The organism is Curtobacterium sp. PsM8 (assembly GCF_030433875.1).
In the GTDB taxonomy this organism is placed as follows: domain Bacteria; phylum Actinomycetota; class Actinomycetes; order Actinomycetales; family Microbacteriaceae; genus Curtobacterium.
Genome location: NZ_JARUXD010000011.1, coordinates 33,025 through 55,349, shown reverse-complemented (window position 1 = coordinate 55,349; position 22,325 = coordinate 33,025). Strand labels below are relative to the sequence as shown.

The 22,325-nt window shown below is 72.0% G+C and carries 20 protein-coding genes; 1 reads left to right on the top strand and 19 read right to left on the bottom strand.

Annotation, left to right across the window (positions count from 1 at the left end; all coding sequences use genetic code 11):
- Nucleotides 1-51: 51 nt before the first annotated feature.
- The 15 genes from gltB to QCD68_RS04185 form a co-directional block, all read right to left on the bottom strand.
- The gene (gene gltB / locus QCD68_RS04255) at nucleotides 52-4,569 is read right to left on the bottom strand and encodes a glutamate synthase large subunit (RefSeq protein WP_301222141.1); all 4,518 of its coding nucleotides are present in this window, start codon (nucleotides 4,567-4,569) and stop codon (nucleotides 52-54) included.
- A 296-nt stretch (nucleotides 4,570-4,865) separates the two neighbouring features.
- Nucleotides 4,866-5,855, bottom strand: a complete 990-nt coding sequence (gene lgt / locus QCD68_RS04250; protein WP_290156446.1) for a prolipoprotein diacylglyceryl transferase — start codon at nucleotides 5,853-5,855, stop codon at nucleotides 4,866-4,868.
- Nucleotides 5,856-5,961: 106 nt separating this feature from the next.
- Nucleotides 5,962-6,756 (bottom strand): tryptophan synthase subunit alpha, encoded by a 795-nt coding sequence (gene trpA / locus QCD68_RS04245; protein WP_253463210.1) that lies wholly within the window; start codon nucleotides 6,754-6,756, stop codon nucleotides 5,962-5,964.
- Nucleotides 6,753-7,967, bottom strand: coding sequence for a tryptophan synthase subunit beta (trpB, locus tag QCD68_RS04240; protein WP_111073563.1), 1,215 nt, complete (start codon nucleotides 7,965-7,967; stop codon nucleotides 6,753-6,755). Before trpB ends, trpA begins: the two co-directional genes overlap by 4 nt.
- Nucleotides 7,968-8,007: 40 nt before the next feature.
- On the bottom strand, nucleotides 8,008-8,781 hold the full coding sequence (gene trpC / locus QCD68_RS04235; protein ID WP_111073710.1) for an indole-3-glycerol phosphate synthase TrpC: 774 nt from the start codon (nucleotides 8,779-8,781) through the stop codon (nucleotides 8,008-8,010).
- Between the two features lie 64 nt (nucleotides 8,782-8,845).
- Nucleotides 8,846-9,085, bottom strand: coding sequence for a DUF6704 family protein (locus tag QCD68_RS04230; protein WP_111073564.1), 240 nt, complete (start codon nucleotides 9,083-9,085; stop codon nucleotides 8,846-8,848).
- Nucleotides 9,072-9,806 carry a Trp biosynthesis-associated membrane protein gene (locus QCD68_RS04225; RefSeq protein WP_301222131.1) on the bottom strand — a complete coding sequence of 245 codons (735 nt, stop codon included), beginning with the start codon at nucleotides 9,804-9,806 and terminating at the stop codon, nucleotides 9,072-9,074. Before QCD68_RS04225 ends, QCD68_RS04230 begins: the two co-directional genes overlap by 14 nt.
- Entirely contained in the window at nucleotides 9,803-11,335 is a 1,533-nt protein-coding gene (locus QCD68_RS04220) for an anthranilate synthase component I (protein WP_221850281.1), read from the bottom strand. Before QCD68_RS04220 ends, QCD68_RS04225 begins: the two co-directional genes overlap by 4 nt.
- Complete coding sequence (hisI, locus tag QCD68_RS04215; RefSeq protein WP_253463213.1) at nucleotides 11,332-11,754, bottom strand: phosphoribosyl-AMP cyclohydrolase; 423 nt, start codon at nucleotides 11,752-11,754, stop codon at nucleotides 11,332-11,334. The genes QCD68_RS04220 and hisI overlap by 4 nt, the downstream gene beginning before the upstream one ends.
- Before the next feature lie 88 nt (nucleotides 11,755-11,842).
- Complete coding sequence (hisF, locus tag QCD68_RS04210) at nucleotides 11,843-12,637, bottom strand: imidazole glycerol phosphate synthase subunit HisF (RefSeq protein ID WP_258376620.1); 795 nt, start codon at nucleotides 12,635-12,637, stop codon at nucleotides 11,843-11,845.
- Nucleotides 12,634-13,473: an ATP phosphoribosyltransferase gene (gene hisG, locus QCD68_RS04205; protein ID WP_301222130.1), complete on the bottom strand. Its 840-nt coding sequence runs from the start codon at nucleotides 13,471-13,473 to the stop codon at nucleotides 12,634-12,636. The genes hisF and hisG overlap by 4 nt, the downstream gene beginning before the upstream one ends.
- 62 nt (nucleotides 13,474-13,535) lie before the next feature.
- Nucleotides 13,536-13,799, bottom strand: a complete 264-nt coding sequence (locus tag QCD68_RS04200; RefSeq protein WP_301222129.1) for a phosphoribosyl-ATP diphosphatase — start codon at nucleotides 13,797-13,799, stop codon at nucleotides 13,536-13,538.
- A 9-nt stretch (nucleotides 13,800-13,808) separates the two neighbouring features.
- Nucleotides 13,809-14,474 carry a ribulose-phosphate 3-epimerase gene (gene rpe, locus QCD68_RS04195; RefSeq protein ID WP_301222128.1) on the bottom strand — a complete coding sequence of 222 codons (666 nt, stop codon included), beginning with the start codon at nucleotides 14,472-14,474 and terminating at the stop codon, nucleotides 13,809-13,811.
- A gap of 65 nt (nucleotides 14,475-14,539) precedes the next feature.
- The gene (locus QCD68_RS04190; RefSeq protein WP_301222127.1) at nucleotides 14,540-16,195 is read right to left on the bottom strand and encodes an RsmB/NOP family class I SAM-dependent RNA methyltransferase; all 1,656 of its coding nucleotides are present in this window, start codon (nucleotides 16,193-16,195) and stop codon (nucleotides 14,540-14,542) included.
- Complete coding sequence (locus tag QCD68_RS04185; protein ID WP_301222126.1) at nucleotides 16,192-17,145, bottom strand: methionyl-tRNA formyltransferase; 954 nt, start codon at nucleotides 17,143-17,145, stop codon at nucleotides 16,192-16,194. The genes QCD68_RS04190 and QCD68_RS04185 overlap by 4 nt, the downstream gene beginning before the upstream one ends.
- Before the next feature lie 144 nt (nucleotides 17,146-17,289).
- Here QCD68_RS04185 and QCD68_RS04180 point away from each other — a divergent pair, with 144 nt between their 5' ends.
- Entirely contained in the window at nucleotides 17,290-17,766 is a 477-nt protein-coding gene (locus QCD68_RS04180) for a DUF4383 domain-containing protein (protein ID WP_221850287.1), read from the top strand.
- Between the two features lie 75 nt (nucleotides 17,767-17,841).
- Here the strand turns inward: QCD68_RS04180 and QCD68_RS04175 are convergent, their stop codons facing one another.
- The 4 genes from QCD68_RS04175 to gmk are packed head-to-tail and all read right to left on the bottom strand — an operon-like array spanning nucleotide 17,842 to nucleotide 22,307.
- Nucleotides 17,842-19,884, bottom strand: coding sequence for a primosomal protein N' (locus QCD68_RS04175; RefSeq protein ID WP_301222125.1), 2,043 nt, complete (start codon nucleotides 19,882-19,884; stop codon nucleotides 17,842-17,844).
- 7 nt (nucleotides 19,885-19,891) lie between these two features.
- Entirely contained in the window at nucleotides 19,892-21,100 is a 1,209-nt protein-coding gene (gene metK, locus QCD68_RS04170; RefSeq protein WP_111073574.1) for a methionine adenosyltransferase, read from the bottom strand.
- A 5-nt stretch (nucleotides 21,101-21,105) separates the two neighbouring features.
- Nucleotides 21,106-21,369, bottom strand: coding sequence for a DNA-directed RNA polymerase subunit omega (gene rpoZ, locus QCD68_RS04165; protein ID WP_110902190.1), 264 nt, complete (start codon nucleotides 21,367-21,369; stop codon nucleotides 21,106-21,108).
- A gap of 29 nt (nucleotides 21,370-21,398) precedes the next feature.
- On the bottom strand, nucleotides 21,399-22,307 hold the full coding sequence (gmk, locus tag QCD68_RS04160; RefSeq protein WP_301222140.1) for a guanylate kinase: 909 nt from the start codon (nucleotides 22,305-22,307) through the stop codon (nucleotides 21,399-21,401).
- Nucleotides 22,308-22,325: the final 18 nt, after the last annotated feature.

Sequence of the window (22,325 nt, the reverse complement as noted above, 5' to 3'; positions counted from 1 at the left end):
TCCTGGGTGCGGGTCGAGCGGGTCGAGCGGGAGTGGGGAGAGCGAGTGCGGTCAGCCACCGGTGACCTCCAGGATGCGGTTCCAGACGACGGTGCCGTCCGGGTCGAGGCCCTCGTCGACGGCCTGGCGACGCAACTCGAGCACGGCCGCGTAGTCGCGCGGCAGCACCTTGACGAACTCGGACAGGTCGCCCGAGTCGAGCAGACCGGCGGCGATCGTCGAACCGGTCTCGTCGGCGTGCCGGCGGAGCAGGTCGGTGACGATCTCCACGTCGGCGCTGTCCAGCGGCTCCAGGCGGAGCTCGCCGGAGGCCAGCGCGTCGGTGTTGACGAGTTCGTGCCGGAGCCCGCGGACGTACGCCGTGCCTCCCGACATGCCGGCGCCGAGGTTCCGGCCGGTCTCGCCGAGGATGAGCGCGAGCCCACCGGTCATGTACTCGAGCGCGTGGTCGCCCACGCCCTCGACGACCGCGGTCGCGCCGGAGTTGCGGACCAGGAAGCGCTCCCCCACGATGCCGCGGATGAACATGCTGCCCTGGGTCGCGCCGTAGCCGATGACGTTGCCGGCGATGACGTTCTCGGCCGGGTCGAACCCGACGTCCTCCGCCGGACGGACGACGATCTCGCCACCGGACAGGCCCTTGCCGACGTAGTCGTTGCTGTCGCCGATCAGACGGAGCGTGATGCCCGCCGGCAGGAACGCGCCGAGCGACTGGCCGGCCGACCCACGCAGCGTGATGTCGATCGAGCCGGTCGGCAGGCCGTGCTCGCCGTGCCGGAGGGTGACCTCGTGCCCGAGCATCGTGCCGACCGCGCGCTCCGTGTTGCGGATCGGCAGGTCGAGCGTCAGCGTGCCGCCGTGCTCGAGCACGTCGGACGCCTCGGCGATGAGTCGAACGTCGAAGTGCTGCTCGAGCTCGTGGTCCTGGGCCCGGCGGCGGCTGCGCGGCTCGTCGGGGGCGAACTCCGGTCCCTTGAGCACCGGCGCGAGGTCGAGCCCCGAAGCCTTCCAGTGCTCCACCGCGCGGTCGACGTCGAGGGCGTCGGCGTGACCGATCGCCTCGTCGAGGCTGCGGAAGCCGAGCTCGGCGAGGAGCTCGCGGACCTCCTGCGCGATGAACTCGAAGAAGTTCACGACGAACTCCGGCTTGCCGGAGAAGCGCTTGCGGAGCTCCGGGTTCTGCGTCGCGACGCCCACCGGGCAGGTGTCGAGGTGGCAGACGCGCATCAGGATGCAGCCCTCGACCACCAGCGGGGCGGTGGCGAAGCCGTACTCCTCGGCGCCGAGCAGGGCGGCCACGACGACGTCGCGACCGGTCTTCATCTGCCCGTCGACCTGCACCGTGACGCGGTCGCGCATGCCGTTGAGCATGAGCGTTTGCTGCGTCTCGGCGAGACCGATCTCCCATGGTGTGCCGGCGTGCTTCAAGGAGTTCAGCGGGCTGGCGCCGGTGCCCCCGTCGTGACCGGAGACGAGCACCACGTCGGCCAGGGCCTTCGTCACGCCGGCTGCGACCGCGCCGATGCCGGACTGGCTGACGAGCTTGACGTGCACGCGGGCCGAGGGGTTGGCGCGCTTGACGTCGAAGATCAGCTGCTTGAGGTCCTCGATGGAGTAGATGTCGTGGTGCGGCGGCGGCGAGATGAGGCCGACGCCCGCGGTGGCGTGGCGGGTGCGGGCGACCCACGGGTACACCTTCTGCGGGGGCAGCTGACCACCCTCGCCGGGCTTCGCGCCCTGCGCCATCTTCAGCTGGATGTCGGTGGCGTGCGTGAGGTACATGCTCGTCACGCCGAACCGCCCGGAGGCGACCTGCTTGATCGCGCTGCGCCGCTCGGGGTCGAGCAGTCGCTCGACGTCCTCGCCGCCCTCGCCCGTGTTCGACCGCGCACCGAGACGGTTCATCGCGATCGCGAGGGTCTCGTGCGCCTCCTGTGAGATGGACCCGTAGGACATCGCACCGGTGTTGAAGCGCTTCACGATCTCGGCGATCGGCTCGACCTCGTCCAGCGGCACCGGGGTGCGGTCGCCCGCGGTGAAGCCGAACAGGCCGCGCAGCGTCATCAGCTGCTCGGACTGGTCGTCGACCGCCTTCGAGTACTCGCGGAACACGTCGTACCGGCGGGCACGGGTGGCGTGCTGCAGGCGGAAGACGGTGTCCGGGTTGAACAGGTGCGGCGGTCCTTCGCGGCGCCACTGGTACTCGCCGCCGGTCTGCAGACGCTCGTGGGAGAGCACCGCGCCGTCCTGCGGGTACGCCTGGGCGTGACGTTCGGCGTTCTCGGCCGCGATCACGTCGACGCCGACCCCGCCGAGGATCGACGACGTGCCGGTGAAGTACCGGTCGACGAACTCCTGGCTGAGCCCGACCGCCTCGAACGCCTGCGCGCCGGCGTAGCTCGACACCGTGGAGATGCCCATCTTCGACATGATCTTCAGGACGCCCTTGCCGAGCGCCTTGATGACGTTCTTGACGGCCTGCTCCGGGGTGAGCCCGGTGATCATGCCGGAGCGCACGAGGTTCTCGCACGTCTCCATCGCCAGGTACGGGTTGATCGCCGAAGCGCCGTACCCGATCAGGGTCGCCACGTGGTGCACCTCGCGCACGTCGCCGGCCTCGACGATCAGGCCGACCTTCATGCGCTGCTCGGTGCGGATCAGGTGGTGGTGCACGGCGGCGAGCAGCAGCAGGCTCGGGATCGGCGCGCTCTCGGCGTTGCCGTCGCGGTCCGACAGGACGATGAACTGCTTCCCCGACTCGATGGCCGCGTCGACCTCGTCACAGACGGCCTGGAGGCGCTGCTCCATCGCCGTCTCGCCGGCGTCGACCCGGTAGAGCCCACGGATCGTCACGCTCAGGTGCCGACCGGACGCCGTCTCGAAGTGCTGGACCTTCGCCAGCTCGTCGTTGTCGATCACCGGGAAGTCGAGGACGATCTGCTTCGCGTGCTCGGGTCCGGCGCTCAGGAGGTTGCGCTCCGGCCCGAGACCGAGACCCATCGACGTGATGACCTGCTCGCGGATCGAGTCGAGCGGCGGGTTGGTGACCTGCGCGAACTGCTGCGTGAAGTAGTCGAACAGCAGGCGCGGGCGCTGCGACAGCACCGCGATCGGGGTGTCGGAGCCCATCGCACCGAGCGGCTCGGCCCCGGTCTGCGCCATCGGACGCAGCAGGACACGGACCTCCTCCTCGGTGTACCCGAACGCCCGCTGACGACGGGTGACCGAGGCCGGGGTGTGCACGATGTGCTCGCGATCCGGCAGGTCGTTGAGGTTGATGCGGCCGGACTCGAGCCACTCGGTCCACGGGCCCGAGGTCGCCAGGTCGCGCTTGACCTCGTCGTCCTCGATGATCCGGCCGTTCTCGGTGTCCACCAGGAACATCCGGCCCGGACGGAGACGCCCCTTGCGGACGACCTTCGCGGCGGGCACGTCGATGACACCGGTCTCGCTGCCCATCACGATGAGGCCGTCGTCGGTGACCAGGAAGCGACCGGGACGCAGCCCGTTGCGGTCGAGCGTCGCGCCGACGAGCGTGCCGTCGGTGAAGGTGATCGCGGCCGGGCCGTCCCACGGCTCCATGAGCATCGAGTGGTACTCGTAGAACGCCCGGAGCTCGGGGTCCATGTCGGTCTGGTTCTCCCAGGCCTCGGGCACCATCATCGACATCGCGTGCGGCAAGGACCGGCCGGTCAGCGTCAGGAGTTCCAGGACCTCGTCGAACGAGGCCGAGTCGCTCGCACCGGGGCTGACGATCGGCAGCAGCGGCGCCATGTCACCGAGCAGTTCGCTCTCGAGCTGCGACTGCCGCGCTCGCATCCAGTTGCGGTTGCCGCGGACGGTGTTGATCTCGCCGTTGTGCGCGAGCGAGCGGAACGGCTGCGCGAGCGGCCACGACGGGAACGTGTTCGTGGAGTACCGCGAGTGCACGATGGCCAGGCGGGACGCGAAGCGCTCGTCGCTGAGGTCCGGGTAGAAGGGCTCGAGCTGCAGCGTCGTGACCATGCCCTTGTAGACCATGGTGCGGCTGGACAGCGACATGAAGTACAGCTCAGTGCCCTGTTCCGCGCGCTTCCGAAGTCGGAAGGCCTGGCGGTCGAGTTCGATGCCCGAGCGGAGCGCACCGTGCTCGTCGTGGTGGGTCGACGCGACGAAGACCTGCTCGAAGGCGGGCATCGCGGCGCGGGCGAGCGTGCCGAGGACCTCGGGCCGGACCGGCACCTCGCGCCAGCCCAGGACACGGAGCCCCTCGGCGACGGCGAGCTGCTCGACCGCGGCCTTGGCGTCCGCGCGCGCGTCGGCGTCGAGCGGCAGGTAGGCGGTGCCCACGGCGTACTGCCCGGCGTCCGGCAGGTCGAAGTCGACCACGTCGCGGAAGAACGCGTCCGGCACCTGGCAGAGGATGCCGGCGCCGTCACCGGTCCCGGCGTCGGACCCGACCGCACCGCGGTGCTCGAGGTTGCGGAGCGCGCCGAGGGCGGCGTCGACGATGTCGTGCCCGGGCGTCCCGCGGAGCGTCGCCACCATGGCGAGACCGCAGGCGTCCTTCTCGTTCGCCGGGTCGTACATGCCGGCGGCGTCGGGGATCGCGGAGAACCGTCGGTGCGGCGAGCGGAGCCCGGACGGGGCTGACGCGCCGTTCGGGACTGCAGAGGGCTGGGGTGGCAGGAGCGCCATGGGGAACCGTCCTCACGAGGAAGTGGAACAGGGACAGCGATGGCCCGGTGGTGCGTTCCGCCCGAGCGGGCGGGACTGGTGCCCGTGCTCGCCGTCAGGCTGTGCCCTGACGGCGTGCGAGGAGTGGGGTCCGCTTGTGGCGGACCGCAAGCGCGGTGTGGTGCTGCGTTCGGGAGAGGCTGGGGACCTCAGTGTCGGTCGGCGACGGCGGCGACCGGCTCCGGATCGGCGACACCGGTGGTGGTGTCGTGCTCCGAGTAGGTGTCGTCCGAGTCTACATCGGACTTCGAGCGAGGCTCGCGACCCGGCAGGTACGGGCTCGGCTCCTTGCCGACGTGTCGTCGGGTCTGGATCGCGAAGATGATGATGCCGAGCAGGATCGCGGCGAAGGACATCCAGACGTTGGTGCGGATGCCGGCGAAGGTCTCGCTCGTGTCGACGCGGATGGACTCGAGCACCGAGCGGCCCAGGCCGTACCAGACCAGGTAGAGCGCCATGACGCGGCCCCACTGCAGGCGGAAGCGGCGGTCGAGCAGCAGGATCAGCACGGCGCCGACGACGTTCCAGATGATCTCGTACAGGAACGTCGGGTGGAACAGCACGCCCTCCGGCAGGCCCTTCGGGTACGCCGGGTTGGTGGCTTCGATCTGCAGACCCCACGGCAGGCTCGTCGGCATGCCGAAGAGCTCGTGGTTGAAGTAGTTGCCGAGACGACCGGCCGCCTGGGCGAGGAGCACACCGGGAGCGGCGGCGTCGATGAAGGCCGAGAAGCGGAGACCCGCCATGCGGCAGCCGATCCAGGCGCCGACCGACCCGAGGATCAACGCCCCGAAGATGGCGAGCCCGCCCTCCCAGATGTAGAAGATCGAGAACGGGTCGATGCCCGGGCCGAAGTAGTCGCTGACGTGCGAGAAGACGTGGAACAGGCGACCGCCGATGATGCCCGCCGGCACCGCCCAGATCGCGATGTCGATGATGATCCAGCGCTCGGCGCCGCGGGCGTTCAGCCGGTTGTTCGTGAGCAGCACGCAGATGACGATCCCGATCAGGATGCAGATCGCGTACGCGTGGATCCGGAAGTCGAGCGGCAGCGTCACGTTGAACGTGTCGTGCAGCCACGCGGTCAGGTCGAAGTACTGCCAGGCCGTGCTCGGGCTCGGGATGCTCAGGAGGGGCATGTGCGACTGTCGCCTTTCACGTGTGGAGCTGGTCAGCCGGTGGGGCTGGCGGCCCCGTGCGTTGCGGGCCTCCGGGCCCGGTCGGCCCGGATCACTGTAGCGCGGGTCAGCGCCGTGCTGCGCCGGACGACAGGTCGGCGGCGCGGTCGGCCACCCCGGTCACGCCGAGGTCGGCGAGGGCACGGACGAACGCCGAGCCGATGATCGCCCCGTCGGCGTACTCGAGCACCTCGGCGACCTGGTCGGCGGTGGATATCCCGAGGCCGACACAGGTGCGCTGGACGCCGGCGTCGCGCAGGCGCGAGACCACCGTGCGGGCTGCCGTGTCGACGCCCACCCGGGCACCGGTGACGCCCATCGTCGAGACCGCGTACACGAACCCTCGGCTGCGATCGACGGCCTGACGCATCCGGGTGTCGGTCGAGGACGGCGCAGCGAGGAACACCCGGTCGAGCCCGGTGCGCTCGGAGGCGTCGATCCACTGCTGGCCCTCGTCGGGGATGAGGTCCGGCGTGATGAGACCGGCGGCACCGGCGGCGACCAGGTCGTCGGCGAACCGTTCGACGCCGTAGCGCAGCACCGGGTTCCAGTAGGTCATCACGAGGACCGGCACGTCGACGCGCTCGGTGATCGCGTTGACGGCGTCGAACACCTGGGCGACCTTGAAGCCGTTGGCCAGGCTCTCCTCCGCCGCCCGCTGGATGACGGGGCCGTCCATGACGGGGTCGGAGTACGGCAGGCCGAGCTCGATGACGTCGACGCCGTTCTCGGCGAGGGCGACGGCGGCGTCCACGCTGGTCTGCAGGTCGGGGTAGCCAGCGGGCAGGTAGCCGACGACGGCCCCGGCGCGCTCGGCGTTGGCGTGGTCGATCGTCTCGGCGACGGTCCTGTTCGTGCTCACGACTGGACCGCCGTCTCGTCGAGGATGCCGAAGTACCGGCTGGCCGAGGCCACGTCCTTGTCGCCACGACCGGACAGGTTCACGAGGATGACGCCCTCGGGCCCGAGTTCCTTGCCGAGCTTGATCGCGCCGGCGAGGGCGTGCGAGGACTCGATCGCCGGGATGATGCCCTCGGTCCGGCTCATCAGCCGGAAGGCCTCCATCGCCTCGGTGTCCGTGATCGGCTCGTACTTCGCCCGCCCGATCGACGCCAGGTACGCGTGCTCCGGACCGACGCTCGGGTAGTCGAGCCCGGCGGAGATGCTGTGGCTCTCGATGGTCTGGCCGTCCTCGTCCTGCATCAGGTAGGACTTGGCACCCTGCAGCACGCCTTCGCGGCCGAGCGTGATGCTGGCCGCGTGCCGACCGGTCTCGACGCCGTCACCGCCCGCTTCGAAGCCGTGCAGACGGACCGACTCGTCGTCGAGGAACGCCTCGAAGATGCCCATCGCGTTCGACCCGCCACCGACGCACGCGGCGACCGCGTCCGGCAGGCGTCCGACGCGGTCGAGCACCTGCTGCCGGGCTTCTTCGCCGATCACCTTGTGGAACTGGCGGACCATCTCCGGGAAGGGGTGCGGACCGGCGACGGTGCCCAGCAGGTAGTGGGTGGACTCGACGTTCGCCACCCAGTCGCGGAGGGCGTCGTTGATGGCGTCCTTCAGGGTGCGGGAACCGGTCTCGACCGGGATGACCTCGGCGCCGAGCAGACGCATCCGGGCGACGTTGAGTGCCTGGCGCTCGGTGTCGACGGCACCCATGTACACGACGCAGTCCATGCCGAACAGGGCAGCCGCGGTCGCGGTGGCGACACCGTGCTGGCCGGCTCCGGTCTCCGCGATCAACCGGGTCTTGCCGAGGCGGCGGGCGACGAGCGCCTGCCCGAGCACGTTGTTGATCTTGTGCGAACCGGTGTGGTTCAGGTCCTCGCGCTTGAGGATGATCCGGGCACCACCGGCGTGCTTCGCGAACCGCGGCACCTCGGTGATGATCGAGGGGCGGCCGGTGTAGTCGCGCTGGAGGGTGTCCAGTTCCTCGCGGAAGGACGGGTCCGCCCACGCGGTCCGGAACGCGGTCTCGAGCTCGTCGAGCGCCAGGACGAGCGACTCGGGGACGAACCGCCCGCCGAAGTCGCCGAAGTAGGGGCCTTGCAGGTCACGGAGTGAGGTCACGGTGGTGCTCCAAGGAGTCCGGTCTGCACCGGACGGGTTGTCAGCCGTCGATGAACGACGCGAGCGTGGCGGCGGGGTCGGCGCCGGTGACCAGCGCTTCCCCGACGAGGACGACGTCGGCACCGGCGGACCGGTAGTGGGCGACGTCGGCAGGGGTCTTCACGGCGGACTCGGCCACGCGGACGACCCCGTCGGGGATGCGGTCGGCCAGGGACCCGAAGAGGTCACGGTCGAGCGAGAAGTCGGTGAGGTCGCGGGCGTTCACCCCGAGGATGCGCGCACCGGCGTCGAGGCCACGGGAGACCTCGTCGGCGGAGTGCGCCTCGACCAGGACGCGCATGCCGAGCTCCTCGGCCAGGCCGTGGAGCTGCACGAGGGTCGGCTGGTCGAGTGCCGCGACGATCAGCAGCACGATGTCCGCCCCGGCCGCACGCGCTTCGACGACCTGGTACGGGTCGGCGATGAAGTCCTTGCGGAGCACCGGCACCCCGACGCGCGCCTTGACGGCTTCGAGGTCGGCCAGGCTGCCGAGGAACTTGCGGCCCTCGGTCAGGACGCTGATCGCCGAGGCGCCGCCGCGCTCGTAGTCCGCGGCGAGGGCTGCCGGGTCGGCGATGGTGGCCATCGCGCCACGGGACGGGCTCGCCCGCTTGACCTCTGCGAGGATCTTCACCCGGTCGCCGGGGGCCAGGAACTCGAGCGCGTCGAGCGGCGAGGCCACCCGGTCGAGGTCGCGTTCGACGTCCGCGTACGGACGGTCGAGCCGACGAGCGGCCGCGTCCTCGAGCGCCCCGGCGACCAGGCTCTGCAGCAGGTTCGTACCGGGGACGGACGGGGTCGGCGCGGGCGTTCCGTTCGGGGTTGCAGCCGACATGCGCTCAGCCGCCGTGGTGCTTGGTGACGTACTTCGGTCCGTTCACGCCGTAGCCGGCCTTGCCCATCGCGAAGCCCACGATCAGGCCGATCACGACGACGGCGGCAGACGCCCACACACCCCAGGCGAGGTCGAACCAGAAGCACAGCGTTCCGGCGGCGAAGCCGATCAGCATGATGACGACGGCCGTCCAGGCCGCCGGCGAGTGGCCTTCGCCGAGTTCTGCGGGCTCAGTGTTGCTCACGGTGCTCCTCGTTGTCGCTGGCGCCACCGGTCGGGCGGCGCTCCGTCGATCCTACCGTGTCCAGGGTGTCGGGCTGCCCGGCGGCGGCGTCCCCCGCGGTCGGGTCGACACCGGCGCTGAGGTCGTCCCAGTCGACCACCGCATCGCGGACGACGGGTCGTCGGACGGCGTCCGCGCCGGACGCCGGACCCCCGGCGGCGGTGGCGGACCCGGGCGTGGCGGCGTCGCCGTACTTCCGGCTCGGACCGGGCCAGGACCGCTGCAGGAACAGCACCGCGACACCGAGGAGCGCGGCGAGGACCCCGCCGATGATCCCGACGACCGGCCAGAGGCTGACGTCGACGCCGGTGACGACCCGTCGGACCGCGCCGACGTCACTGACTCCGGCCACCGAGCCGATGGCGCTCTGTGCGGCGGCGACCGGGTCGGACAGGGCGGTCACACCCGAGACGACGACGGCCACCCCGAGCAGGACCTGCACGACCGCGAGCACGACCCGGACCACGCGCCCGGCGATGGTCATGGCGAGGAACAGCGCGAGGCTGGCGATCGCGACGGCCGTGTACTGCGGGACGACGGTGGCGCCGTCCGCGTCGACGGTCTTGACGACGGCCGCGGTGTGGTCGAGGTGCACGGTGAACCAGGTCTGCGTCCACGAGAGCATCACGAGCCCGGCGACCAGCAGCCCGATGACGACGACGAGTGGGCGGGAACGCTTCACGGGGTGACCACGGTCATCCGGTTGGCGGTCGCCACGGCACGCAACGGAGCAGCGGCCTTGTTGACGGACTCGAGGTGCTCGCTCATCGGGTCCGAGTCCGCGACCAGTCCGGCGCCGGCCTGCACGCGGGCGACGCCGTCCTGGATGAGGGCGGTGCGGATCGCGATCGCGACGTCGGCGTCCCCGGCGAAGTCGAAGTAACCGACCACCCCCGCGTACGCCCCCCGCTTCGCGGGCTCGAGCTCGTCGATGATCTGCAGCGCACGCGGCTTCGGCGCTCCGGAGAGCGTGCCGGCCGGGAAGGTCGCGCGGAACACGTCGATGGCGGACATCCCCGGGCGGATCGCGCCCTCGACGCTGGACACCAGGTGCATGATGTGGCTGAACCGCTCGACCGTCATGAACTCAGTCACGGCGACGGTGCCCGGCTCGCACACCTTCTGCAGGTCGTTGCGGGCGAGGTCGACGAGCATCAGGTGCTCGGCGCGTTCCTTCGGGTCCGCCAGCAGCTCGTCACCGAGTCGGACGTCCTCTTCCGTGGTGGCGCCGCGCGGCCGGGAGCCGGCGATCGGGTGCGTCATCGCCCGACCGTCCTGCACCTTCACCAGGGCCTCCGGCGAGGCGCCGACGATCCAGAACGGTTGGCCGTCGCGTCCCTCGAGGGACAGGAAGTACATGTAGGGGCTCGGGTTCAGCGTGCGGAGGACCCGGTAGACGTCCAGCGGGTCGGCCGTCACGTCGTGGTCGAACCGCTGCGAGATGACGACCTGGAACACGTCGCCGTCGCGGATGAACTGCTTCGACCGCTCGATCGACGCCGCGTACTCCTCCGGGGTGGACCGGGAGCGGGCGGTCGGCTCGGCGATGTCGAACGCCTCGGCGACGGTCGCGATGCTCGGCTGCACCAGGTCGGCCTGCATCCGGTCGAGTCGGGCCTGCGCGTCCGACCACAGGGTGTCGGCGTCGTCGGTGCCGTCGTTCAGTGCCGTCGCGACCAGCAGCACGAGCCCGGTGCGGTGGTCGAGGGCGGCGAGCTCCGACACGAACGAGAGCGCCTGTCCGGGCACGTCGAAGTCGGCCGGCGGCGCGTCCGGCAGGTGTTCGAGCTGCCGCACGGCCTCCCACCCGATGAAGCCCACGGTGCCGCCGACGAGCGGCGGCAGACCGGGGACGCGGGGCGTCGCCCAGCGCTCGTGGAGTCGCGCCAGGACCTCGAGCGGTTGCCCGTCGAGGGACCCGACGGCGCGCTCCGCGGAGATCCCGGTGTCGATCCAGGCGGCACGGTCGCCGTCCTGGGTGAGGACACCGAAGCTGCGGACGCCGACGAAGGACCAGCGCGACCAGAGCCCGCCCTGCCCGGCGGACTCGAGGAGGAACGAGCCGGCGCGACCGTCGGCGAGCTTCCGGTAGACGCCGACGGGGGTCTCGCTGTCGGCGAAGAGCGCGCGGACGACGGGGACCACGCGGTGGCCCTCGCGGACGAGCCCGTCGAAGTCGTCGCGGAGTGTGGTGCGGGGCGAGTCGCTCATCGTGCGACACCGCCCGTCGCCGTGCCGGGAGCGGAGGCCTCCACCGTGTCGGGCGCCGACGCCGTCACCGGGTCGAGCGGATCGACGTCGAAGCACCGGTGGGCCCCGGTGTGACACGCGGCACCGACCTGGTGCACCGTGACGAGGAGCGTGTCGTCGTCGCAGTCCAGGGCGGCGGCGCGGACGTACTGGGCATGGCCGGACGTGTCGCCCTTGCGCCAGTACTCGCTCCGGGACCGCGACCAGAAGGTCACCCGGCCCTCGGTCAGGGTGCGGCGGAGGGCTTCCCGGTCCATGTACCCGAGCATGAGGACGTCCTTCGACGATTCCTCCTGCACGATGGCGGGGAGCAGTCCGTCCGCACCGAAGCGCGCACGGTCGAGGACCGCTTCGGTGCTGGTGCTGGTGCTGTCGGTCATGAGGGCACCAGCCTACGGCCCCGCCCGGCGCGCTGGCTGCGGACGGGCACGCCGGACGGGAGGCCCGACCCGGCTTGCCGGGACGGCGTCAGCGGACGACGTGGCCGGTGGCGCGCAGCGCGTCCTTGACGTCGCCCACGGTCATCTCGCCGCGGTGGAAGACGCTCGCGGCGAGGACCGCGTCCGCACCGGCGTCGACGGCGGGGGCGAAGTGGTCGACGTGCCCCGCGCCTCCCGAGGCGATGACCGGCACCGAGGACACCGCACGGACCGCGGCGACGAGCTCGAGGTCGAAGCCGTTCTTCGTGCCGTCGGCGTCGATCGAGTTGACGAGGAGCTCCCCCGCACCGCGCTCGACGGCGTCGTGTGCCCAGGCGATGGCGTCGATGTCGGTCTCGGTGCGGCCGCCGTGCGTCGTGACCACGAAGCCGGACGGCATCCGGTCGGAGCGCTTGACGTCGAGCGACAGGACGACGGCCTGTGCGCCGAACCGGTCGGCGATCTCGGAGACCAGCTCGGGCCGGGCGATCGCGGCGCTGTTGACGCCGATCTTGTCCGCGCCGCACTGCTGCAGCCGGGCGACGTCGTCGACGCTGCGGACCCCGCCGCCGACCGTGAGCGGGATGAAGACCTGCTCGGCGGTGCGGGTGACGGTGTCCCACATCGTGGCGCGGTTCTCGACCGTGGCGCCGACGTCGAGGAACGTCAGCTCGTCGGCGCCCTGCTCGTAGTAGCGCGCGGCGAGCTCGACCGGGTCTCCGGCGTCCTGCAGGTCGAGGAAGTTGACGCCCTTGACGACACGGCCGCCCGAGACGTCGAGGCACGGGATGACGCGGACCGAGACGCCGCCCAGGGCGGTGGCGCCCGCGGGAGCGGCGGTCACAGGCGTGCGGCGTGGATCGGGCTGACCAGGATCGCCCGGGCGCCGAGGTCGTAGAGCGCGTCCATGATGAGGTTGGCGTCGTCGCGCGGGATCATCACGCGGACGGCCGACCAGTCGCGGTCGTGCAACGGCGAGACCGTCGGGGACTCGATGCCCGACGCGATCGCGGTCGCCTGCTCGAGCAGGGCGGACGGGATGTCGTAGTCGAGCATGACGTACCCGCGGGCGACCAGGACGCCCTGCAGCCGGCGGCGGAGCACGTCGATGCCGGCGATCGTCTCGTCGGTGGTGATGAGCACCGCGGTGGACTCGAGGATGACCGGGCCGAAGATCTCCAGCCCGGCGGCGCGGAGCGTGCTGCCGGTGGAGACGACGTCGGCGACGGCGTCGGCGACCCCGAGCCGGACGGCGCTCTCGACCGCGCCGTCGAGCTTGACCAGGGTGGCGGTGACGCCGTGCTGCGCGAGGAACTCCCCGACCAGGCGGGGGTAGCTCGTCGCGACGCGGACGCCCTCGAGGTCCTGCAGCGTGCTGTACCGACCCGGCGCGCCGGCGAACCGGAAGGTGGAGTCCGCGAAGCCGAGCGCGTCGACCTCGTGCGCGGTGGAGCCGGAGTCGAGCAGCAGGTCGCGGCCGGTGATGCCGACGTCGAGTGCGCCGGAGCCGACGTAGGTGGCGATGTCGCGCGGGCGGAGGAAGAAGAACTCCACCCCGTTGCGCTCGTCGATGAGGTGCAGCGCCTTCGGGTCACGGCGACCGGCGTACCCGGCCTCCCGCAGCATCTCGGAGGCGGTCTCGGACAGTGAGCCCTTGTTGGGCACGGCGATGCGGAGCATCAGGTCTGCTTCCTGGAGGTGGTGTCGGTGACGGGTCTGCGGTGCGCGGGGTGACGCGCTCCCTACAGATGTCGCCAGATGTCCGCCGGGGTCAGGCCCTTCGCGATCATGAGGACCTGCAGGTGGTACACGAGCTGCGAGATCTCCTCCGAGGTGCGCTCGTCGCCCTCGTACTCGGCCGCCATCCAGACCTCGGCGGCTTCCTCCACGATCTTCTTGCCGATCTGGTGCACGCCGGCATCCAGTTCGGCGACGGTGCCGGAGCCGTCCGGGCGCGTGCGCGCCTTCTCGGTCAGCTCCGCGAACAGGTCGTCGAACGTCTTCACTCCTTCAGGCTACCGGTCCGCGAGGGCCCGCTGCGCCGCCGCTCGGAGTTCGGTGATGCGCGCGGCCGGCTCGCCGCCGTAGACCGCGGAGCCGGCGACCAGGGTGTCGGCGCCGCTCCGGACCGCCTCGGGCACGGTGTCGACCGCGATGCCGCCGTCGACCTCGAGCCAGACGTCGAGTCCCGACGCGTCGACCGCGGCCCGGGCGTCGGCGAGCTTCGGCATCACCGAGGTCATGAACGCCTGCCCACCGAACCCGGGTTCGACGGTCATGAGCAGGATCATGTCGTAGGCGTCGAGGTGGTGCAGCACCTGGGTGACCGGGGTGCCGGGCTTCACGGCGACGGCGGCGCGGGCCCCGTTCGACCGGATCGCCGCGGCGGTCGCCACCGGGTCGGTCGCCGCCTCGAAGTGGAAGGTGACGCTCGATGCCCCGGTCTCGGCGTACTTCGGTGCCTCGGTGTCCGCGTCGGTGATCATCAGGTGCACGTCGAGCGGCACCGGCGACACCTGCTGCAGGCGCTGGACGATCGGCAGGCCGAGCGTCAGGTTCGGCACGAAGTGGTTGTCCATCACGTCGACGTGCACCATGTCGGCGGTCTCGATGCGGTGCAGTTCGCGCTCGAGGTTCGCGAAGTCGGCGGACAGGATGCTCGGCGAGATGCGGATCGTCACCCGACGAGCCTACCGGCCGGCGCCGGGCCGGCCGTCGGACCGTCGGTGGTCGGACGACCCGGCGGTCAGGCCGTCCGACGGAACAGCGCGATGAACATCGCATCGGTGCCGATCCGGTGCGGCCAGAGCTGCACCGTCCGGCCGTCCGCCACCTGCGGGTCGCGGGCCGCCACCGAGCGGACCACCGAGGCGGTGTCGAGCTGCTCGAGCAGGTCGCCGTGGCGGCGCATCAGGGCGTCGACCTGACCGCGCGTCTCGGCCAGGTGCGGCGAGCACGTCACGTACGCCAGCGTGCCGCCCGGGGCGAGCACCCGGACCGCCGCCTCGAGCAGTTCCTCCTGCAGGACCGCCAGTTCGGCGACGTCCTCCGGTTGCTTCCGCCAGCGGGCCTCCGGACGCCGACGGAGCGCGCCGAGCCCGGTGCAGGGCGCGTCGAGCAGGATGCGGTCGTAGGTGACACCCGCACCGTCATGGCCGTAGCGGCGGCCGTCGCCTTCGACCACGGTGACGGTGTCGCGGAAGTCGCGGAGGGCCTCCCGGACCAGTCCCACCCGGGCCGGGACGAGCTCGTTGGCGGTGAGGGTGGCACCGGCCTGCGCGGCCTCGGCGGCGAGGAGCGCGGCCTTGCCACCGGGGCCGGCGCACAGGTCCAGCCAGCGTTCGCCGGCGTGCACCTCGGACGATCGCGACAGTGCGAGGGCCGCGAGCTGGGACCCCTCGTCCTGCACGCGGAGACGGCCGGCGGCGACGCCGGGGACGCGCGCCGGGTCACCGGTGACGCCGCGGATGCCGACGGGCGAGACCGGCAGGTCGGGCGCGGGTGAAGCGGGCTCCGTAGCGCTGTCGCCGTCGCGGTCGGGCTGGTCGTGGTCGGGCTGGTCGGCCGCGTCGGCGTCGTCGCTGGCCGGACCGACGGGAGACTCGTCCCCCGCCACGTCGTCGTCCACCGTCGTGCGCGTGGTCGCCTGCTCGACGTCCTCCGCCGTGGCGACACCGGGCAGCGCGGCGAGCTGGACGCGCGGTGCCTCGTTGTCGGCGGCGAGGAGCGCGACGAGTTCGTCACGGGACCGTTCCGCGGCCAGGGCGTCCCGGAGCGCGGAGACGACCCAGACCGGGTGCGACCAGCGCGTCGCGAGGAGGGCCTCGCCGCCGAGGCCGGCCGTCACGAGGGCGTCCCACTCTTCCGGGGTCTTGCCGGCGACCTTCCGCATCACGGCGTTCACGAAGCCGGTGGCGCGGGCGACGCCGACCTCGCGGGCGAGCTCGACCGTGGCGGAGACCGCGGCGTGCGTCGGGGTCCGCATGCCGAGGAGCTGGTGCACGCCGAGGCGCATCACGTCGAGCACGTCGGCCTCGATGAGGTCCGCCCGGCGCCCGGACGCGACGGCGACGACCACGTCGTAACGGCCGATCATCCGGATCGTGCCGTAGGTCAGCTCGGTGGCGAAGCCGGCGTCGCGGGCGCTGAGCCCGGCACGGCGGATGCGCGTCGGCAGGAGCAGGTTCGCGTAGGCGTCGTCGACCTGGACGGCGCGCAGGACGTCGAACGCCACACGCCGGGCGCTGACCTGACGGGGCTCCCGCGGCCGGCCCCCGGGTCGTCCGCCGGTCCGCCCGACGCCGGCGCCGCGCTGGCCGGCACCGCCACCGCGCTGGCCACCGCCGCTCCCGCCGCGCTGGCCGCGCTGGCCGCGCTGGCCGCGATCGTGTTCCGCGCTCATGCGAGCACCTTCCCGTCGAGCGGTCCGAGCCCTCGGGCCCAGGCCGCGGCGTCCATCGCCTTCTTGCCGGCCGGCTGCACCTCGGTCAGCACGAGCGGTTCGTCCGCCGTCCCGACCAGCAGGGCACCGTCCACGAGCCGGAGCGCACCGGGGGCGAGGTGCGGGGCGGTGTCCCCCGAGCCTCCCGGGCGGCCGTCGTGCGTCGCGAGCCGGTGCGTCCGCAGCAGCTTCACCCGGGTCTCGCCGAGGTGCGCGAACGCGCCCGGTTCCGGGGTGACGCCGCGGAGCCGGGCGTGCACCACGGATGCCGGGGCGGTGAAGTCGGTGCGGCCGTCCTCGAGCGTCAGTTTCGGGGCCGTCGTCGGCGATCCGACCTGCTCGGTCGCCGTCGCCGTGCCCGCGGCGAGGGCGTCGACGACCCGGACCACCACGTCGGCGCCGGTCTCCGCCATCGCGGCGAGGACCTGGCCGGAGGTGGCCTCCGGGTCGATGGTGAACGGCTCGGACGCGTAGACCGGACCGGCGTCCAGGGCCTCGACCAGCTGGAAGACGGTGGCCGCGGTGGTGGTGTCGCCGGCCATCACCGCACGCTGCACGGGGGCGGCGCCGCGGTACGCCGGCAGGTCGGAGAAGTGCAGGTTGACCCAGCCGAGGCGGGGCGCGTCGAGGGCCGGGCGGCGCAGCAGCGCGCCGTAGGCGACGATCACGCCGAGGTCGACGTCGAGCGCAGCGATCCGGGCGGTGACCTCGGCGTCCACGCGGGAGGCCTCGATCACCGGCAGGCCCAGTTCCGCCGCGACCTGCGCGACCGGCGTCGGCGTGAGCACGCGCTTCCGGCCCTGCGGCGTCGGCGGGCGGGTGAGCACCGCCGCGATCTCGTGGTCGGACGCCGCCAGGGCACGGAGTGTGGGGACCGCGGCAGCGGGGCTGCCGGCGACGACGAGACGCATCCGACCAGTCTCCCACGCGGCGCACAGCCGCAGAGGCAGCGCGCCCGGCACGGAACTGTCCTCGGTGCGAGGATCCACCGCGCCGCCGAACGTCACCGTCGGCGCACGGGTACGTTCACAGGCGATTCCCGGAAAGGAACGAACATGACAGACCGACTCTCCACCCCAGCACCCACCAGCTTCGCCGAGACGCCCGTGCAGAAGGGCGCCCTCGTCGTCGGCATCGTCTTCCTGCTCGTCGGCATCGCCGGCTTCATCCCGGGCCTCACCTCCGGTGACCTCGGCGGTGCCGGCAACGACTCGATGGGCATGCTGCTCGGCATCTTCCAGGTGTCCGTCCTGCACAACATCGTCCACCTGCTCTTCGGCATCGTCGGCGTCCTGGCTGCTCGTCGTGCCAGTGGTGCGCGGCTCTACCTGGTCATCGGTGGCGTCGTCTACTTCGTGCTCTGGATCTACGGCCTGTTCACCGCGAACAGCGACAGCGCGGCGAACTTCGTGCCGCTGAACTCGGCCGACAACTGGCTGCACCTGGTCCTCGCGATCGGCATGGTCGCCCTCGGCGTCGTGCTCTCGCGTGGGCGTCGGGCACCGGTCGGCGCGGAGCGCACCGCCCGCTGACGCGACGCGGCACATGACGGGAGGCCCGTGGCGGGATCGCCACGGGCCTCCCGTCATGTCCGGGGCAGCGTCGGCTCAGACCTCGGAGAACGGTTCGGCGTCGTCCATCCGGACCCGGAGCGCCGGGGCCGCACGTCGCTTCGTCCCGCCCTTGACGACCCGCCGGGTCGACGACCGGCGGATCACCTCGGCCTTGAGGGTCGCGGCCACCTCGGTGCCGTGCCCGTAGGGGAACCGGACGATCGCCCGCACCGTCCCCGGGGTCGGGTCGTCGACGGGCACCGGACCGAGGACCGGACCGACCGGCGCGTCACCGAGGGCCTCGATCGCGCCGGTCACCGCCTCGTCCGTGCCGGTCAGGGTCGCGACCCGCACCGCCGGGGGGAAGAACAGCTCACGGCGGTCGGTGAGTTCGTCGTGCGCGGGGACGTCGAGCCGCCAGAGGGCCATCGCGTTCGCGAGCTTCCCACCGATGCCGACGAGGTACACCGGCGCTCCGGGTGCGCCCTTCGCCGCGGCGTTCGCCCAGATGCGGAGGACGTCCTCCTGCACACGGAGCCCCTCACGCGCCAGCATCCGCTCGCCGTCCAGCAGCAGCACGCAGGCGTACCCGCCGGCGACGTCCGGCTCGGCGCCGCGCGTGGCGACGACGACCGCGGGGCGAGCGGGGACCGCGTCGATCGGACGTGACCCGTCCGCCACCACGATGCGGGTGTTCGGGAACGCCCGGCCGAGTTCGTCGGCGGTGCGCTGGGCACCCTGGCCGACGGGCTTGAGCTTGCCGTTGCCGCACGTCGGGCAGCGGTACCCGGCCGCCAGCGCCCCGCAGAACCGGCACTGCGGGGTCGACCCGGCGTGCGGGCTGCCGAGCGGACCACCGCACACCCGGCAGTGCGCTCGTTCGCCGCACTGGGTGCAGACCAGGCCCGTGCCGAAGCCCGGGTTCGACACCTGCACGAGCACGGGGCCGTCGTGGCTGGCCTCGCGCGCCGCGCGCCAGGCACTGCTCGGGATCCGGGCCTGCGCGGCGTAGCCGTCGGCGTTCGTCTGGTGGGCGGTCGGGACCACCTTCGGCACCCGGGCGCGGTGCGGACCGATCTCCTGCAACCACCCGAGCTCGACGAGCCGCTGGACGTCGGTGCTCCGGGCGTGCGACACCATCAGCAGCGCGGCCCCCGACTGGGACGTCCGCACCAGGGCGACGTCGCGGGTGTGCACGTACGGTGCGCGCTGCTCAGCGAACGACGGGTCGCCGTCGTCCCAGAGCGCGATGAGGCCGAGGTCCGACGCCGGCGCGTACACGGCTGCCCGGCTGCCGATCGCGACGACCGGGTGCGTGCGTGCCGTGAGGAGTGCCCGGGCCCGCTGCCCGTTCGTCTGCTTGGCGTCGAACCGGACCACGCGCTCGGCGGGCACCAGGACGAGCAGGGCGCGCTCGAGGTCGGCGACGTCGCGGAAGTCGGGGACGGCGATGACGGCGGAGCGCTCCCCCGCCAGGGTGTGTGCGGCGGCCTGTGCGAGGGTCGCTGCCCAGCCCGGGACCCAGGTGGGGTCGGGCGTGGCGGTGGCCTCGGCAGCTTCGGAGCCCTCGGCGGCCGGCGTCGGGGCGGTGAGCAGGACCGGGTGCGGGACCGCGCTGACGGCGGCACGGCCTCCGGCGTCGATCACGGACTCGATGACCGCGTCGCCGTAGCCCTCGACCGGCGCCGCCGTCACACGAGGTGGCACGTGGTCGAGGTCACGCGCGAGCCAGGCCTTCTCCGGCCGGACCTGGCGGGTCGGCACGGCGAGTCGCAACACGTCACTGGCGACGCCGGCGGCCCGGTCGGCCACGGCTCGGGCGAGCCGCCAGACCTCCGGCGCGAGCACCGGCACCGGGCTGACGAGCTCCTCGATCGCGCTGAGCTCCCCCGGGAAGTCGTGCTCCGGGGAGAGTGCGTCGTCGGACACGACCTCGACCACGTAGGCGTCGGTCATCCGGGCGCCGGAGCGCAGCGGGACCCGGACCCGGACCCCCGGCACGCAGTCGTCCTCGATCTCGGCCGGCACCCGGTAGTCGAACAGACGGTCGAGCTGCGGGAGCGGCGAGTCGAGGACGACACGCGCGACGGTGGCCACGAGGGCCTCAGACGGTGGCGGAGACGAGTCCTGCCGCGGTGCGGAGCTCCTCGACGCGGTCGAGCTGCTCCCACGTGAAGCCCGGCAGTTCCCGACCGAAGTGCCCGTAGGTCGCGGTCTGCGCGTACTTCGGGGTCAGCAGGTCGAGGTCGCGGATGATCGCGGCCGGACGCAGGTCGAACACCTGCGTGATGGCGGCCTCGATCGTGGCGTCGTCCACGTGCCCGGTACCGAAGGACTCGACGTACAGACCGACCGGCTTGGCGCGGCCGATGGCGTAGGCGACCTGGACCTCGAGGCGGTCGGCGAGACCGGCCGCGACGGCGTTCTTCGCGACCCAGCGGAGCGCGTACGCCGCCGAACGGTCGACCTTCGACGGGTCCTTGCCGCTGAACGCGCCGCCACCGTGACGGGAGGCCCCGCCGTAGGTGTCGACGATGACCTTGCGGCCGGTGAGCCCGGCGTCGCCCTGGGGCCCGCCGATCTCGAAGCGGCCGGTCGGGTTCACGATCACGTCGACGTGCGCGGAGTCGAGGTCCACCAGGTCGAGGACGGGACGGATGACGTGCTCGGTGATGTCGGCGGTCAGCTGCTCGAGCGAGACGCTCGGCGCGTGCTGAGTCGACAGGACCACGGTCTCGACGGTCTTCGGCGTGACGCCGTCGTACCCGACCGTGACCTGGGTCTTGCCGTCAGGACGCAGGTAGGTCAGTTCGCCGGACTTGCGCACCGCGGCGAGCTTCTCGGCCAGACGGTGGGCGAGCCAGATGGCGACCGGCATGTACTCCGGCGTCTCGTTCGTCGCGAAGCCGAACATGATGCCCTGGTCGCCGGCACCCTGGCGGTCGAGCGGGTCCATGCCGGCACCCGAGCGGGTGTCGAGGGACTCGTCGACACCCTGGGCGATGTCCGGGGACTGCGCGCCGATCGAGATCTCGACGCCGCAGGTACGACCGTCGAAGCTCACGTCGGAGGAGTTGTACCCGATGCCGGTGATGACGTCGCGGACCAGCTGCGGGATCTCGACGTACCCGGAGGTCGTGACCTCTCCCGCGACGTGCACGAGCCCGGTCGTCACCATCGTCTCGACGGCGACCCGCGCGTGCGGGTCGACCGTGAGCAGGGCGTCCAGGATCGCGTCCGAGATCTGGTCGCAGATCTTGTCGGGGTGGCCTTCGGTCACCGATTCCGACGTGAACAGACGGAGCGCACTCACCGGGATCAGGCGGAGGGCTGCTGCTGCTTGGTGACGGTCAGCTTGTCCTCGTTGATCTCGTGGAGCGCGACCGAGAGCGGCTTGTCGTCGATCGTCGAGTCGACGAGCGGACCGACGTTGTCGAAGAGCGAGCCTTCGTGCAGGTCGGCGTAGTAGTCGTTGATCTGGCGAGCACGCTTCGAGGCGAAGATCACGAGCGCGTACTTCGACTCGACCTTGCTGAGCAGGTCGTCGATGGGCGGGTCGATGATGCCCTGGGGGTTGGCCATGGGATTGCTCCTCGTCGTCGGTGCACCCGTCAGGGCGCAGAGAACAAGTCTACGACCTCGCGTGCCGCCGTGCTGACATCGGAGTTCACGATCCGCACGTCGAACTCGTCCTGGGCCGCGAGCTCCACCTTGGCGGTCTCGAGCCGGCGCGCCTGTTCCTCCGGCGATTCGGTCCCGCGGCCGATGAGCCGACGGACCAGTTCGTCCCAGGTCGGCGGCAGCAGGAACACCAGGACCGCCTCGGGCATGGCGTCCCGCACCTGGCGGGCGCCCTGCAGGTCGATCTCGAGCATGACCTTCTCGCCGGCGTCGAGCGCGCGGTCGATCGGCGGACGCGGGGTGCCGTACCGGTACGAGTTGTGCACGGTCGCGTACTCGAGCAGTTCGCGGTCGCGGACCATCCGGTCGAACTCGGCGTCGTCGACGAAGTAGTAGTGCACGCCGTCGACCTCGCCCGGACGGGGCTTCCGGGTCGTCGCGGACACGCTGAGGTTGACCTCGGGGTACTGCTCCCGGATGTTCGCACTGACCGTCCCCTTGCCGACCGCGGTGGGCCCGGCCAGGACGACCAGCTTCGACGCGGCACGCTTCCGGCCGCGCTGGGCGAGCCAGTCGGCGAGCTCGGTCCGCTGGCGGCTGCCGAGTCCCCCGAGGCGCTTCGACGGCGCGATGCGGAGGGCCCCCATGACGGCTTCCGCCCGGGCGGGTCCGACACCGGGCAGGCTCGTCAGCAGGTCACGGACCCGCAGCGAGCGTTCCGCCGAGGTGGTCGCGACGACGGACTCGTCCTCGGACCACGCGGAGCGGGCGACCTCGAGCGGCGACCGGTCCCCGGCGGCTACCGCGGACTTCACCGCGGCGCGGGCACGCCGTGCGGCGACTGCGGCCTTCGCGGCGGCGACGCGGTCGACCTCCGGCGGGTTGCGGTGCGCCGGCAACGCCGACCGGTCGGCGGC

Excerpts from the sequence above, each read along its gene's own strand:
- QCD68_RS04185 (WP_301222126.1), bottom strand. The coding sequence starts at position 17,145 with ATGCGTCTCGTCGTCGCCGGCAGCCCCGCTGCCGCGGTCCCCACACTC.
- hisI (WP_253463213.1), bottom strand. The coding sequence starts at position 11,754 with ATGACCGACAGCACCAGCACCAGCACCGAAGCGGTCCTCGACCGTGCG.
- QCD68_RS04180 (WP_221850287.1), top strand. The coding sequence starts at position 17,290 with ATGACAGACCGACTCTCCACCCCAGCACCCACCAGCTTCGCCGAGACG.
- lgt (WP_290156446.1), bottom strand. The coding sequence starts at position 5,855 with ATGCCCCTCCTGAGCATCCCGAGCCCGAGCACGGCCTGGCAGTACTTC.
- gltB (WP_301222141.1), bottom strand. The coding sequence starts at position 4,569 with ATGTACGACCCGGCGAACGAGAAGGACGCCTGCGGTCTCGCCATGGTG.
- hisG (WP_301222130.1), bottom strand. The coding sequence starts at position 13,473 with ATGCTCCGCATCGCCGTGCCCAACAAGGGCTCACTGTCCGAGACCGCC.
- QCD68_RS04220 (WP_221850281.1), bottom strand. The coding sequence starts at position 11,335 with ATGAGCGACTCGCCCCGCACCACACTCCGCGACGACTTCGACGGGCTC.
- rpoZ (WP_110902190.1), bottom strand. The coding sequence starts at position 21,369 with ATGGCCAACCCCCAGGGCATCATCGACCCGCCCATCGACGACCTGCTC.
- QCD68_RS04190 (WP_301222127.1), bottom strand. The coding sequence starts at position 16,195 with ATGAGCGCGGAACACGATCGCGGCCAGCGCGGCCAGCGCGGCCAGCGC.